8 protein-coding genes are annotated in these 14912 nt (G+C 59.3%); 4 read left to right on the top strand and 4 right to left on the bottom strand.

What is annotated here, in order from left to right:
• Positions 1-130 precede the first annotated feature (130 nt).
• The gene (locus ACYQ6J_RS06575) at positions 131-2407 is read left to right on the top strand and encodes a hypothetical protein (RefSeq protein ID WP_460183389.1); all 2277 of its coding nucleotides are present in this window, start codon (positions 131-133) and stop codon (positions 2405-2407) included.
• Between the two features lie 198 nt (positions 2408-2605).
• A complete protein-coding gene (locus ACYQ6J_RS06570) occupies positions 2606-5611 on the top strand; it encodes a cytochrome c biogenesis protein (protein ID WP_460183388.1) in 3006 nt (1001 codons plus the stop codon).
• Positions 5612-5628: 17 nt separating this feature from the next.
• On the opposite strand, the gene ACYQ6J_RS06565 is transcribed toward ACYQ6J_RS06570, so the two are convergent.
• Positions 5629-6312: a class I SAM-dependent methyltransferase gene (locus ACYQ6J_RS06565; protein ID WP_460183387.1), complete on the bottom strand. Its 684-nt coding sequence runs from the start codon at positions 6310-6312 to the stop codon at positions 5629-5631.
• A 333-nt stretch (positions 6313-6645) separates the two neighbouring features.
• Here ACYQ6J_RS06565 and ACYQ6J_RS06560 point away from each other — a divergent pair, with 333 nt between their 5' ends.
• Positions 6646-7467: an OmpA/MotB family protein gene (locus ACYQ6J_RS06560; RefSeq protein WP_460183386.1), complete on the top strand. Its 822-nt coding sequence runs from the start codon at positions 6646-6648 to the stop codon at positions 7465-7467.
• Between the two features lie 165 nt (positions 7468-7632).
• Here the strand turns inward: ACYQ6J_RS06560 and ACYQ6J_RS06555 are convergent, their stop codons facing one another.
• From ACYQ6J_RS06555 to ACYQ6J_RS06545, 3 genes are all read right to left on the bottom strand, one after another.
• The gene (locus tag ACYQ6J_RS06555; RefSeq protein ID WP_460183385.1) at positions 7633-9147 is read right to left on the bottom strand and encodes a trypsin-like peptidase domain-containing protein; all 1515 of its coding nucleotides are present in this window, start codon (positions 9145-9147) and stop codon (positions 7633-7635) included.
• Between the two features lie 844 nt (positions 9148-9991).
• Entirely contained in the window at positions 9992-10999 is a 1008-nt protein-coding gene (locus ACYQ6J_RS06550) for a TerC family protein (RefSeq protein ID WP_460183384.1), read from the bottom strand.
• A 135-nt stretch (positions 11000-11134) separates the two neighbouring features.
• Positions 11135-12163, bottom strand: a complete 1029-nt coding sequence (locus tag ACYQ6J_RS06545; RefSeq protein WP_460183383.1) for a dihydrodipicolinate synthase family protein — start codon at positions 12161-12163, stop codon at positions 11135-11137.
• A gap of 953 nt (positions 12164-13116) precedes the next feature.
• Here ACYQ6J_RS06545 and ACYQ6J_RS06540 point away from each other — a divergent pair.
• Positions 13117-14703, top strand: coding sequence for a glycosyltransferase family 39 protein (locus ACYQ6J_RS06540; protein ID WP_460183382.1), 1587 nt, complete (start codon positions 13117-13119; stop codon positions 14701-14703).
• Positions 14704-14912: the final 209 nt, after the last annotated feature.

Below are 14912 nucleotides of genomic sequence, written 5' to 3'. Positions count from 1 at the left end.
GCCGCCGGTCACCCCGCGACCCGGCGATACTGCTGGGCTGACCGGTTTGGGGAGCTTCCCGATAATCGTTGAATAATCGCCCCTGCGACTCACCCGCTCGCGGCGCCTTCCGCGGCATACGGACTCTCGAATGCGCGATCCCCAGGCTGAATCTCCGAAATCGATCCCCCTCCGCGTGATTACCGCCGTGATTCGTTTCCTCGCGTCGCTACGGTTGGCCGTAGTCACGTTGACCGCCCTGATCATCGTGTTGGCTTGGGCGACCTTTATCGAACAGGCGTACGGTTCGGCGGCATCGCGTTTCGGTGTGTACCGTACGGGGTGGTTTGCCGGCTTGGGCGCCCTTCTCGGCACCAATGTCTTTTTCGCCGCTGCCGTCCGCTTTCCTTGGAAACGGCATCAAACCGGGTTCGTGATAACTCACGCCGGAATTCTGGTACTTTTGACGGGTTCGATGCTATCGGCATTGCACGGCATCGACGCGCAGATGCGAATTTACGAAACCGACCGACCGCGGGCGGACCTACTGGGCGGGTTGGCCTTCGAAGACACGATGCACTTCGAACTTACCCTGCCAGATTCGGGCTCGAATGACCCAGCAGTCGCCGATCGCGGAGCGCAAATCGTCCGCATTCCGTTTCATTGCGGTCCCTTCAATTGGCGGGACTATCACTCCTTCGATTGGCGGCACATCTTTTTCGCCGATCCCGGACGACTGCCGTGGTTTCCGTGGCGTCTGCGGTCCATGGCCAAGGGGGTGCTATACGATCGCGATGGTGTCCGTTTGGAAGTCCTGGACTATTACAGCGATTCGAAGGAAGTGGCGGGGGGTTATTTGAGTCTCTACGCGGAGACCCAGCGCAGCCCGGACGGAGGGGCGACGCGCGCATGGGAACCGGTCGAACTCGAAATCGCGCCGGGCCGGCAACCCGGCGGGGAAAGCGTCCGTCCCGTAGGTGCGAGGGGGACTTTGGCCGACGGGACGAATTTGACCTTCACCGTCTCTGCGAGCAAATCTTCCGACGAGGTTCGCGGCTTCTTGGAGTCGCGCCCCGAGGCGGATGAACCGTTTCAAGATCAAGTGGTCTTCTTTTGCCGCGGAGTGCGATACGTCGTTCCGACCCAGGACTGGAAAAACGGTTCCAAAGTACCGCTGGGCGACAGCGGCTTGACCGTGACGCTGGCCCAACGGGAGGATCGGTTGTTGGCCCTTGAGTTGACGGTCGAGGATCAAACGGGCAATTCGGACGAAATGCTGCTGTTCGCGGATCGTCCGGAATTCAACCAGCAGGCGGGAAAGCTCGGTGTGTTCGGGACATATTGGGTCGATACCGCCGCCGTCGGCAACGACCCCAATCGGCTGGCCGGCATCCATCCGCAGGCCTTGGCGGGGGGAACCCAGGGCAGGGTGGACCTGTTTCAGTCCGCCGATGGAAAGCTCTACTACCGCTATTGGAAAGCCCCGCGTTTCGTGGCTTCCGGCACGGTTCCCCTGAACGGTTCGCCCTTCCAAGTCGGGAAGGGGAGCGATTCGCTGAGGCTCGCCGTGCGGACGCTTCTGCCGTATGATCTCGATCGACCGGAACGCAAAGTCGTGGTCCCGCGACCGTTTCGAAAACGCCGGACGGGCATGGAGCAACCGCGCGCCCTCGTACGGCTGACGCTCGGATCACAAACGAAGGAATCCTGGCTGGCGGTCCTGCCGCAAGGCGCCACGGAAGCCTTTTCGGCGGATGAACTGATTCGAGTGTCGGAGAGGGATCAAGCCGCCGGTCTGATTCTTCGTTACGATGCCGTGGATGTGGGCTTTCGCCTGCGGTTGGTCGAGTTCCAACGGAAGATGGATCCCGGCACCACACAGCCGTCCCATTACGCCAGCTTGGTAGATATGTACGTACCGACGGCAACAGCCGAGCGGTTCGATAGGCTTCCGGCGGGCACTTCCGAGGACTCGGAACTGCGCGACGCCGGGCTGACTCTGGTGCAGCCTCGCATCCTGATCACGCTGAATCACCCGGTGAACCTTTCGAATCCTCGCGACGGTCGCACCTATCGGCTTTATCAAGAGGCTTTCAACGGTCCCTTCCGACCCGGCGACCCGGTTTTTGAAAGGGTGTTAGGGCCGGGGTCGGCGAAATCCGAGCTTTACGCCTCGATTCTAACCGTGAATTATGATCCGGGCCGCGGATTGAAGTATTTCGGTTCGCTGTTGATCGTCGGCGGAATATTGACCATGTACCGAATGCGGGCGTATTTCTTCCGGCGTCGCACCCGGGATGGTGTCGCGGCGGAATCGACATCCGCACAGCCCGCCGCGAACCCGCCACCGTCGGGGGATTTGCCTCGCTCGCCCATGGAAGTCACGGAGCCGAATCATGATCCGCCCGTCGCCCTTCCGAGGCGTTGAGCCGCATCGATTCGTTTGCCTCAGGGCAGGTCCTCTGCGGCCGCGTTGGGTTTGATCGCATACAATTCATAAGTTTGGTCGAATCATGAGTTGCCGTCGCCGAAGTGCGTGACCGCGGACCATGGCGAGAACAAGTGTACGCGGTTTTGGAGTGGATTTGAAAAGTTGTGCGTAACGAGGGATACTCGGATGACTTCCATGTTGTTACTTGTTAAGCGAATCGCTTTCGTCGCGGCTTTGGGAGCCTTTTTTTTAGCCGTTTTGCCGGCGGGCCATGCCTCAGAAAACACAAAACTCGATTTTTCCGCATGGCAGACGATCCCGCTTTGGGAGGATGGTCGGATCAAGCCGATGGATACGTTTGCTCGGCAGATCGTGACCGAGCTATGCGGACGCGAAGCCCCCACGTTTTCTCCGCCCTTGGATTCCACGGGGCATCCTCGCAAAGATCATCCGCTTTTTCCCGGCGGTCAACCGCGTCGCTGGGAGGCCCAAGAGTTGCTGTTCAGTTGGTTGGTTGAACCGGAACTCTGGGAAGATGTGGCGTTCCTGGAGGCTTCCCACGAAAGGCTCCGCGCGGAGATCCTCGGCGTTGCCGTCGTGGACGGGGAAGGGCGGCGATTGAAATTCGTCTCGCCGAGGGAACTGGAGCGAGCGGAGCGTTTCCAGCAATATCTGCGAGATTTGAGTCGGCGTCGCCGGGAGTTGCAATCGCGAGGCGAACAATTTCGGCCGTTGGGGCTGGATCACAAAGTTTCATCGCTGTGGAACGCCTACTCGCGCTTTCGGCTCTTGACGTACCAACCGCGACCAGATGCGGTACCCGAGTTTCCTGCGACGGTGCCTTTGCAACATCCCGTAACCGCGAGATTGAATCAATTGCTGGAGGATTGGTCGGCCATCGAACCGCAATTGCGGCAACTTTCAGGGGCCGGTGCACTGGAAGCCGCCGCTCAGGCCGTCCATTCACAACCCACGCCCAACCTGCTCGAGGTCGTCCAAGAGCGCTTCAAGGCATTGGAGGCCGATCTCCAGAATAGAGCGACGTTTGCCGCGTTAGATCGCGATCTGGGGGCGTTGAAGGCACCGCTCCGCGAACTGTCCCAGACCTTGGAAAGCCTCCGTAACCGCGCGGCGAGCGTCGATTCGCCGCCCGGGATGGACGCGTCGCAATTCGACAGTCTTCGAGGCAACATCCGCCTGATAACGACTCGGCTGCAAGGTTTGGTGCAAAACGTCGAAGCGTCGCAGGTGATGCTGTACGATGTCGGCGGCGGTCCCCACGTGCTTCCCGCCCCATTTGTTGCCTGCATAGTCGCTCAGAGCGACACGGGCGAACCCGTCTCTCCGTGGATTAGTTTGCAGGCGGTACTGTACGGAGTGTGGAATGAACCCAACGGGGTCTTGGAGCCGTTTGCGAGATGCTCGACCGAGTACGGCGAGTTGTTGAAAAAGACTCGGCAAGCCTTCCAGGATGCCGCGGCGATCTATCGCGAGCGCAATGCGCCGGATCGCGGCGCTCGCTTGGCCCAGGCTTTGACGCAGTTCAATGAAGGGCTGCGAGAATTGGGCACCGCCGTCGAACCGATGCGACGCACGCTCCCGCTGGACGTCAGTCACAAGGATATCTTGGCGGCGACCGCCTACCCCGCCCGCAATGCGGTCGCCACCGAGCTTTTCTACAATCGGTTCGATCCATTCTTCTGGTCTTGGCTGGTCAATGTCACAGCCTTCTTGGCGATTTTGCTGAGCTTGGGCCGAGTTCGAGGCCCTCTGTTCTGGACCGGAGTCGCACTTCTAGCGGCCGCCCAAGCGATTACGATTTCGGGTTTTGCGCTACGGATTGCCATCACGGGCTGGGCTCCCGTTACCAACATGTTCGAGTCGGTACTGTTCGTGTCGCTGGTGACGGGCGTGCTGGCAATTTGGTTCGTGACGCAACCGATCATCGGCGACGGTTTGAGCGAGGCATGGAGGTGGACGGCCCTGCCGCTACGGTTGCCGATCGGCCGCGGCGGTTCCGGCGAACGCTCCGTATGGACTTTTGCGAACGTCGGCAGGAGACTCGTTTCGCTGGTAGCCATTACCCCCATCCGGATCGTTTTGTCGGTGGTGTTGTTTATGCTGTTGGCCGTCGTTCCCTACGACGTGGCCAAGAGTCGCGCCGTCTTCGACCTGGTGCCTGAATTCGCCCGGGGAGTCACTTCGCCGTCGGCGGGCGACATTCTGATGATTCTTTTGGGATGGCTGGTTGGGATATGCATTCTTGCCTCCATCGTTTGGGGTGTGCCGCGACTGATCTTGAGCGCTGCGCTCAGCCTCTACACGATTCCCGCCGGCATGAATCGGGACAAGCTTCAAGCCGCGATTCGGCACGCTTACGCACGCAAACCCTATGCGCTGGCGGGGGCGGCACTGGCCTTCTCCGTTGCGATGATCGGCTATTTCACTCCCGTGTGGGATCGCGGCATCAATGCCCTGCAACCCGTTTTGCGCGATCGCATGTGGTTATTCGCCCACGTGTTGACGGTAACGGCGGGTTACGGAGCGGGCTTGCTGGCCTGGGGCTTGGGCAACTTGGCCCTGGGCTATTACCTGTTCGGTCGATACAGACTCGTGCCCGAAGGACCGGTCACCGGCAGCGACGGCATTCATCGCCCCGCCGCAGGGGGCGAGCCCGAGACCGCGGCCCTTCAGTCTCCGGAGCCTTGCATCCATCTGGCAGGCTACATGTACAAGGCCATTCAGGTCGCCGTCGTACTGTTGACGGCGGGAACCATCTTGGGCGGAGTTTGGGCGGATCGAGCGTGGGGACGCTTTTGGGGTTGGGACCCGAAAGAGGTCTGGGCCTTGGTCTCCATCTTGGTCTATATGGTCCTGCTTCACGGTCGGTATGCCGGTTGGATCGGCAATTTCGGGATGGCCGCCGGTTCCGTGATCGGGATGATTTCCGTCGTTTGGGCATGGTATGGCACGAACTACCTAATGCCCATCGGACTGCATTCTTATGCCGGAGAAGGAAGCGGCGGCGGCCTCTACGTGGTGGCGTTCTTCACCGCGAATTTGCTGCTCGTGGGAGTGGCGCGCTTGCGTTACCTCAAAGAGATACGCTCTGCCCGGTCATCGAGTCGCAACAACAAGACCCAACCGCTGAATCCCGTCAATCCGCGGCGCGATATGCAACCCGTCGGCACGAATGCGTGAAGGCAGCGGTTGTCGGGCTATTTACTCTGAGCAAAGAATGCCCGCTTGGGGGCGAAAATCGCCAGATAATGCTGTGTGCCGGGAATGAACCACACTTCCACGGCGATCCATCCGCCTTGCTCGGCTTCGGCGACGAGTTTGCTCAGTTGTGTCCCGTGATCCTGTCCGCGTAAGGCAATCTCGGGGTACGTCTCGATGACGCATACCCGACCGGTCGGTTTGCATTGTTCGGCTAGTGCCTGCCAGTATGCGACGCGACCGTCGGCGGGCAGGTGGTGGTAGGTTTGCGACAGGAAAGCCAAGTCCACGGAACCTTCCGGTCTGCCGGGCTGATCGTTCGGACACTGATAGGGCTCGATTTCCGTCCTTCCATTGAATCGCTGCTTCATCTTTTCCACGAGCGACGACTGAACTTCTGCGGCGAAGACGTGACCGCCCGGCACCACCCGTTGAGCCAACTTATCGGACCACCAACCGTCGCCCGCGCCGATATCGACGACGGTGTCTCCCGGTCGTAAATCCAAACGGTCCAGAATCCACTCGGCCTTTTCGCGATAACTGTAACCGGATCCGTCTCGCGAGGCGAACGCAGCGGCGTCTTGAATCCGCGAACTCGGGCAATCGGCGACCGCCGCCGAATGCAGCCATGCACAAGCGCCAACCAACGCGAAGACGACCAGGCCGCGAATCCCGTATTTCATCGTGAAGCACCTCCCATGACCAGCGGATTAATCGGCACACACGCCGACAAGATTGGCTCACGCTATTCTCAAGGATAAGCAATAACCCCAAAGATACCCCCCGCGCAGACGGCTGAGCAAGCCTTTTCTTGCGGATTCTCTCCTTCACCGCCTCACGTCGCCCGATTGCGGCATGTTCGCACCGCGGCGGGCCGAGCAAGCACGGAATCGCACTTGCGGGAATTGGGCGGCTTAGATAAATAGACGCAAAGCATGTTGTTCCATGCCCGCAACCAACTTGTGCTCGATTCACCTCCGCCCACGGTCGCAAAGGATGACAGAGGGGTGATTGTCATGCGATTTTGCGCCGCCATCTTCATATCGACCGCCCTGATCGCGGCGGGGCTGTCCGGATGCGCGCAAAATCAGTTCGCAGCCTCGCAAAATGCGGCCATGCTACAGCAGCAGGCTGCTTTGAGCCGTCAATTGGAGGAGGCCCAGGCGCGGGCCGTGGCCTTGGATCGCGATAATCAGCAGCTTCAAACCATGCTTGCCCAGGCCAATCAGCGCGCGAAAATCCTGGAAAACCAAGTGTCGGTGGTTCAGCGGCAATTGACCGACACCGCCGCTCAGGTCGCGCAATTGCAAAAGGAGAAAGAGGAAGCCGAGCGACAAGTCAAAACGCTGAACGCTTCGTTGCAACGATCCGGGAGCGTGAGCATCCAGCCGAATAACAGCTTGAGCCAAGCCCTTCCTGCTGTGAATATCCCCGGCGTTCAAGTCCGCAGAGACGGCGACGTCATTCGGGTGGAACTGCCGGCGGATCAACTTTTTGAGCAGGGCATCCTGCAATTCCGACCGGACGCCGTTCCCTTACTGACGGCAGTAGGCGCGGAAATCGCACGGACCTACCCCAACCAGATGATCGGCGTCGAGGGATTCACCGATTCCAGTCCCCTTCGCACCAACACATGGAAAAACCATCTCCAAATGTCCGTCTCGTGGGCGGCAGCGGTTCAGGACGCATTGGTCTCGCAAGGCATCTTCCAACCGGATCAACTCTTCGTCGTGGGCCACGGTGCATCGCATCCGATTATGTCGAACGCCACCGAGGCCGGTCGGCTAAGGAATCGGCGAGTAGAACTGGTCATTTACCCGGAAAAGCGCTCGTCGTAGAGCCGATCGGTTACCGACTTGATACGCACCGGGAAGAATCGCCCCGTTGTTCGCGGCCATCGTAGTTTATAGCCGCAACCGCAATCGCGCGGGGGAACGAGGGTTCGGCTGAGGCACGTGGCGTGATCGTTGTTTTGGCGATACCGTGAACGGCGAGTTGGAGATTCATTCCGGCCCAACGGTACGACTGATCGGCTCCGTTTGCGTATCGTTCGGCACCAGTCGCAACACCACGGGACCGTTCTTGTCTGCCAGGGCATCGAAGAATTCCCGCGGATTGCCCACCGGCGTGCCCGCCACGTGACTCACCAGGTCTCCCGGCCGCAAACCCGCCTTCCAAGCGGGACTGCCTTCGTCCACTTCCTTGACCGCCACGGCCTCCAGCGTCGGCGGAAAGAACCACATACCGCCGTCACGTTCCGGTCCCATGGCCGAGACATACTCCACGACCATGCCGCGCCACTTGCGCGGGGGCGCCGTGATAATTTTCTTTCCGCGCACCGGATACTTCGTCAAGGCGACTTCGACCTGGAAACTTCTCTCCCCGCGAATCACGTCGAGACGAACACGCCCATCCGCCGGTCGGCTTCCCACCGCCAGGACCAAACCATCTTCATCGTAGACGGGATTCCCGTCCACGGCAGTAATGACGTCGAGCGGCCGAAGTCCGGCGCGATCGGCCGGCGTGCCGGGCACCACCCGATCGACTCGGGTGCCTTGCGCCCCTTGCAATCGTTCCGCCAGCGGCAAGGCGTCCGGTTGCAGGCCGAGGAATCCATATTCCACCTCTTCGCCGCGTTTCAGACGTTCCAATGCCCGGCGAAACGTCGCATCGACGGGATAGGCGTAACCGGCGGCCTTCTCATAGCCGGGAGCAAGAGGCAAGTCGGTCAGCAGCCCCACCATCTCGCCCGACAAATTGACAAGCGCCCCGCCGCTGGTGTTGAAACTTAGCTTGGCGTCGGTTTGGATCAGCGTGCCGAAGTGATGGATCGTGGGCTTGCCGGTCGGTTCGGATTCGCTGGGGCTGAGGGGGGCTTTGCGATGCAAATTGGAAACGATCCCCCAACTCGCGCTGACCTGCCCGTCCTTCGCTATCGCATAGGGATTCCCCAAAGCGAACACGAATTGGCCTTTGCGAAGACGTTCGGCGGCACCCAACCGAATGGGTGTAAGATCCGAAGCCTCGACCGCCAACACGGCCAGGTCGCTGCGAGGATCGGCCGCCTTGACCGCAGCCTTGAATATGCGATGGTCGCTTGTGGTCACATAGTAGTCGCAGTCCTGACCGAGAAAGTGATATACGGTCACGATCAACCCCGAGGCGTCGATCACCACGCCTGCGGCGTAATCGCCCACCACGAGCGTATCGTCCGACGACGCCCCCGCCGGACCTGCACCAAACAAACCAAAGGGGTCGGGCCGCGGTTCCAAACTCGTGATTTCCCCCGGCTTCGGGCGCTGCACGCGAGCCACCGCAACCACGGATCGCTCCGCCCGCTCCACCGCCTGCACCATGGCGTTTTCCAGCGTCGCGAGAACTCGAAGGGAATCCGACTCCTGCGGTGAGTCGGCAGTCGCTTGCGCGTAGGCCCTTCGCGCCATGCCCGCCGCCGCAAGAAGCCCGAACAACAACACGCAACCGGCTAGCACTCGCCGCAAGTCCGAAGGGCCGGGCATCCCCACGTTCCAATAACGACCGATCGTTCGGCCTCGCGATATGAACATTTCGTGTCTTCTCCGAACCCGCGTGCAGCCGGACTGGATTCAGCCTCCGATCCCTACCAAGCGGCGCAGGGAGTCGAAGACGCGGCGGGGCTATTCCGCTTCGCGGCCCACCATCGTAAATCCAGGCGCGGTCACCGCGTTTTTTCCTCGCATCCGGGCGTCAGCCTGCATCTTCGTCGATTTCGAGGAAGCACTCAACCACTCCGGGGGACGGTTGCGGTGGTCGGTCATCCTCGCTACCGAGAGGCGCTTCCGCCGATTGTAACGTATCACCCGGGAACGTAACCAATAATCGATTCACCGGAGCTAACATTCGCTCCACCGGCCAGCACATCGCTCGATTAGTCAAACCATGCGGCGACGTGTCGGATTTCTCCTTGTCAGGACGGAGCTTGGCGCCGTTCAGAATCACGTCGGTCGGCGGTTCCGAAGTTCGCAAGCAAAGCCGGACCTGAGTTTGCGGACCCAATCCGGTTGGCGCATGGAAAACACGCTCCCACGTGGGATTCTCTTCCCTCAGCAAGCGCCAAGCGGCGGTTAACCGAATGCGATGGACTCTCACCGATCAACACCTGGCAACTAACGGTGCCTGTGCGAGCGACCGATACTCTCGGCGCCTTTGCGAGCCTCTTTGGAATTCTACGCCCCGCCAACGGAACTGGTCCCAAAGGGAAGCTTCTTTTCGAGCTGGCCGTCAATTTTCGGGACCGGTCAATACGCCGTCCGGTTTTCCCGATTGGATGGAGCGTTTTCGCACGGTGGAGACGATCGCTACGTCACGCAGACAATCGCCGTACTACTCCTCCCGTGCCTCCCCGTCCACGCCGCCCGACTTTGGCCCCTGTTTTGCAAACCATGTCGGCAAGAGAGACGCCCCCAGAATCCCGCCCACAATCCCGAGCGAAACCCACGGATCAATCAAATGGCCGTGATGATGAGCAAACGTGACGGCGACGTACTCGGCCACCATCTTCAAACCAATAAATACTAGAACGATCGCGAGGCCGTAATGAAGATAGCGAAAACGCTCGAGCACCCCCGCCAGCAGGAAATACAAGGCCCGAAGGCCAAGAATGGCGCCGATATTGGAGGAGTACACGATGAACGGATCGCGCGAGATGCCCAAGACCGCGGGTATGCTATCGACCGCGAAAAGTACGTCGGTACTCTCGACCACCAAGAGCACCAAGAACGCCGGAGTGACATAAAGCAGGCGTTCCCTTCGAACAAGAAAACGGTCGTAGCGGATCTCCGGAGTAATCCGCATGATGCGACGAGCGAGTCGCAGGACGATGTTCTTTTCCGGGTGAACCTCCTCTCCCGAAGCAAAAGCCAACTTGGCGCCCGTGTAACATAGGAACACCCCGAAAACCGCACTCAGCCATTCGAACGCTCGAATCAATTCCACCCCGGCAATGATGAACAACCCGCGCGTGACGATGGCGCCCAGTATCCCCCAAAACAGGATGCGGTGTTGGTATCGGATATGGACTCCGAAATACCGAAAAATGACCGCGAAAACGAAGAGGTTATCGACCGAGAGGGACTTCTCGACAACGTAAGCGGTCAAAAACTTGACACCGGCTTCGGAAGTCCCGTGCAGGCGGTATCCCCACCACCAAACGTAGGCATTGAAAAGCAGGGCCAATCCGACCCAAAAAACGGACCACGCCGCCGACTCTCGTATGGATGGAGCGTGCTCCTTGCGGTGGAATACGACGAGGTCCAAAAACAGCCCAACAACCACCGCAGCGATGAAAAGACACCAATGCCACCAGTGGATATCGAGTAGGTTTTCCGTCATTTGAGTCGTCGCTCCCGACGCCCGCCCGATTTGCGGTACAAGAATGGCCCACGCGGTCGCTGACCGTTTACAATAGCCTAGGGCCGCACGCTGCGACAAGGGGCCTCATCGTGGGACATCGTCGGGAATTTGCCTTCAGCGGCGACGAGCGGCCAAGACCTCTAAGACCTCTTGGACCACCCGCTGCACGACGAGTCGATCCGACGCGGGCTTCCCCGTTTCCACCGACAATCCCTTCGGCGACGGTTCGGATTCGAACCCGTCCTCAGCCAACATGGTTTCCATCGTGCGCGCAAGACTACGGAGCGATTCGGACTGCCGGTCGGAAAGCGGTTGACGACTCTCGCCCATGTGGAATCCCCGTGCCGCCGCACCAATGCGAAATCCCTCCGGAAAGTCGGCCGAGTAGAACAAGGCATCGATGTATTGGAGGAGGCGGTACTGCCAGCGGCGAGCCTCATCCCATCGCCCGCCTTTTGCCGCGTCGAATAACGCTCGGGTAACTTCGGGAACCACTCCCGCCCCGGCATTCGTTCCCCCATTGCAGCCCAAAAGGAGCATGGGAACCAGGACCGTGTCCCAGCCCGTCAGGAAAGCGAATTCGGGTCGCCGTGGACGAATGGCCGAAATCAGCCGCATCATCTGCGGAATATCGCCCGAAGAATCCTTGATCGCTACGACGCGCGGAAACTCTTCCGCCAACCGAACGACCGTGGGCACGTCGATCGGCGAAGTCAACATGGGCATATTGTAGATGGTTACATCAACCGGCGTACGAGCGGCAATTTCCGCAAAGTAGGCGTAGATGTTGTCGGGCGACAATCGATAATAAATGGGGGAAACGATGGCGACCGCCCGAACCCCCAAACTGTGGTAATACTCGCATGCCGCAAGGGTTTCCTTGACATTGGCTTCCGCAGCACCGGCCAAGACGGGGACCCGTCCTGCCGCTTGATCTACCGTGATTTCGATGATCCGACGTCGCTCCTCGGGTGTGAACCGCACGAATTCACTGGTCGACCCGTTGGGGTACAGCCCGTGCACACCCTTGGCAATCAACCATTCGAGGTACCGCCGAAGCTCCGGTTCGTTCAACCGCCCCCGCTCGTCCAAGGGCACCATATTGGGAACAAATATACCTTCGATGGGGGATGCGGAGTTCATGGGAATCCCGAAACCAGGACTGGTAGGTCAAGCGAGGGAAGGATGGCCCCTTCACGGTGGATCTCAGGCAGTCGACGACGTAGAGCGATTCATTGCGACCGATCTCTCACTGTTAAGATAGGATGATTTAGGGCGTGGGACAAGCTATTCCGGCATTCGTTCCTGGCAAGTCTTGAGATGCTACTTCGCTCCGCTTTCCGAGATCCCCCGTGAATCGACCAAGAAATACGTTGACAGCATGGGTTGCGATAATTGCAGTCGTGATTTACACGATTGTGTTTTACGCGACGCCGTTGAAAGACGTTTCCGCAATACTGGGTCATCCGTTCGCCCGTTTTCAGGTATTCCCGTATCTGCTCATTCCGGACGAAATATTTGGCTCCTGGTTGGGAAACAACGGAAGGTGGGCGATCTTGGATCGCGTCGCACCGATCTCCCTGGCCGTCGTCATCATTCTGACTTCATGGGTCGGAGGTGTCGCGATCCTTCAATTGCTCGGTATCGCGGACCGCTGCGACCGCGGCGAGCGTTTGGTACTAGCTGTCACGGTCGGACTGAACCTCCTGTCGACCGGGGTACTGCTTCTGGGCTTATTTGGCCTTGTGGCAACCGCCATGCCCGTCTTTTGTCTCCTTGTGGGGGCATGGCTACTCTTCCTCGCTGTTGAGGTTCGGAAAAGGAACCAAATGAGTGCTGACGAAGGGAACGCGAAATGCGTGCGAGAACACATCGCGCCGTCTTGGTTACGATCTTTGCTGAATCCGATTTTCTTAAAAACCGCGACTCCGAGGGATGGAAAGGCAACAGTCACAAGAAAAGCCACTCCGGCGAGCGAGGTCGCATCCGGTCGATCTTCCGTTAGCCAATCGCAGACCAATAAACGCGCGGGTTCCACTTCCGACTTATTCGGGCTGGCTTGGTTAATTTGGGTTGGTACGCTTGGCGTCCTGATCTTGCTACAAGGGGTCTTGCCGCCCACCGATTTCGATGTGCGGGAATACCACCTCCAAGCACCGAAGGAATTTCATCTTGCCGGCGGCATCGGGTTCATTCCCCATAACGTGTATGCGAATATGCCTCTGGGAACGGAAATGCACGCCTTGGCGGCGATGACTCTGTCGGGCGATGTCCGTACCGGGGCCTTGGCCGGGAAAACGGTGACGGCTTTCTACGGGCTGATTCTGATGGCCGCAGTTTATGCAGCAGCGCAGAGATGGGCGCGACGATCCCATGCCGTAGCAGCGTGCCTTGCCCTCGCCGCCACGCCTTGGCTCGTCAACGTGTCGACCGCTGGATTGAATGACATCGCCCTCGCCGTTTACGTGTTCACAGCCTTCTATGCTTTCACTCGGGCATGGGAGAGTCAGATCGACCAAAAAAACTCCAACCGAGCGGGGAAACCGAATGGTTCTCAATCGGATTCCCCTCGTAGCCCGGACCTCGGATGGCTTTCCTTGGCCGGTTATTTGGCCGGTGCCGCTGCGGCGTGCAAGTACACAGGCTTGGTCTATACCGTAATACCGCTTGCGGCACTGATGATGGCAAGAGTGACTCGGCACGCGAATAGGCAGGCCGCCAAGGCCACTCTCGTCTTCGCGCTGGCCGTCGGGTTCGGCGGAGGGGCCTGGTATGCCAAAAACGCGGTCTTGTGCGGCAATCCAACCTACCCGCTGCTCTATCGTTGGTTCGGAGGATATACCTGGGACGATCAGAAGAATGAACGCTGGGGCCAGGTTCACGCAGCCCCCGACTACGCCCCGGCCAGTCTTGCCAAAGACGCGTTTCGTCTCGCCGTCGCGAGCGACTGGCTGGGACCACTGGTGTGGCCGTTCGCAATCGTGAGTTTGGTCTCGGGCGGGCGACTCGACTCTCGCCGACGAGTGCTTTGGCTGATGGCGGCTTGGATTCCAATCGTATGGTGGTTACTAACTCATCGCATTGATCGTTTTTGGCTGCCCCTCTTGCCATTTCTGGCAGTCGGTGCGACCGAGGGAATGCACGCCTTCTCGCAATACCGGGTTTGGAGATGGTCTGTATACGCCGTCGTTATTCCCGCCCTTGTCGTTACGCTTCTGTTGAGCAGCGCAGGGATTTGCAGTTACAACCGCATCCTAGCGCCGCTTTCCGACCTATGGGATGATCCGGACCGAATCGGCGAAGCACACGTCACGCTGAACCGGATGTGGCCCAACGTGTTTTCGGGAAAACTGCTGACCGTGGGCGACGCTGCGGTCTTCGATTTCGAAATGCCCGTCGTGTACGCGACCTGCTTCGACGATCAACCTTGGGAAGTCCTCACCAAAGGAAAGTCCCCGAAAGAGATACATGAAATCCTGCGGCGGGAAGGAATCGGCTGCGTCTTCGTCAATTGGGCTGAAATCGCCCGTTACCGATCTCCGGGAAACTACGGATTTACCGACTACGTTGAGCCAAAGCAATTCCACGACTTGGTCCGCGCAGGAGTTCTTCAGCCCGTCCTCATGCCTGATCGAAGCCCCGGCCAAGCCTACTTAGTCAAAATCAAACCGCAAATCGAGTAGGGCTTTCTTGTCGCCCGGCCAGGCTAGTGAGCCGGTGCGGAAAGCGATCACAGGCACGCCACATCGAACCGGCCACGAGATAGTTGGCAGCGTAGTAGAGGAGACTCTTTGCAACACCACATCTTTTAGGAGACTCTACCACACTTTAGGGCTATCTCCGTGGCAATTGGGCCGCAGATATTTTCCCTCTCATCTGTTTTCCCCAACTT

The organism is Thermopirellula anaerolimosa, from assembly GCF_054657335.1.
Note: the sequence above shows the minus strand (reverse complement) of the source record. Positions and strands in the feature narration are given on the sequence as shown.

What these genes read in the sequence shown, in the direction of transcription:
- ACYQ6J_RS06575 (WP_460183389.1), top strand. Translation starts at nt 131, where the DNA reads ATGCGCGATCCCCAGGCTGAATCTCCGAAATCGATCCCCCTCCGCGTG.
- ACYQ6J_RS06555 (WP_460183385.1), bottom strand. Translation starts at nt 9,147, where the DNA reads ATGCCCGGCCCTTCGGACTTGCGGCGAGTGCTAGCCGGTTGCGTGTTG.
- ACYQ6J_RS06565 (WP_460183387.1), bottom strand. Translation starts at nt 6,312, where the DNA reads ATGAAATACGGGATTCGCGGCCTGGTCGTCTTCGCGTTGGTTGGCGCT.
- ACYQ6J_RS06560 (WP_460183386.1), top strand. Translation starts at nt 6,646, where the DNA reads ATGCGATTTTGCGCCGCCATCTTCATATCGACCGCCCTGATCGCGGCG.
- ACYQ6J_RS06545 (WP_460183383.1), bottom strand. Translation starts at nt 12,163, where the DNA reads ATGAACTCCGCATCCCCCATCGAAGGTATATTTGTTCCCAATATGGTG.
- ACYQ6J_RS06550 (WP_460183384.1), bottom strand. Translation starts at nt 10,999, where the DNA reads ATGACGGAAAACCTACTCGATATCCACTGGTGGCATTGGTGTCTTTTC.
- ACYQ6J_RS06570 (WP_460183388.1), top strand. Translation starts at nt 2,606, where the DNA reads ATGTTGTTACTTGTTAAGCGAATCGCTTTCGTCGCGGCTTTGGGAGCC.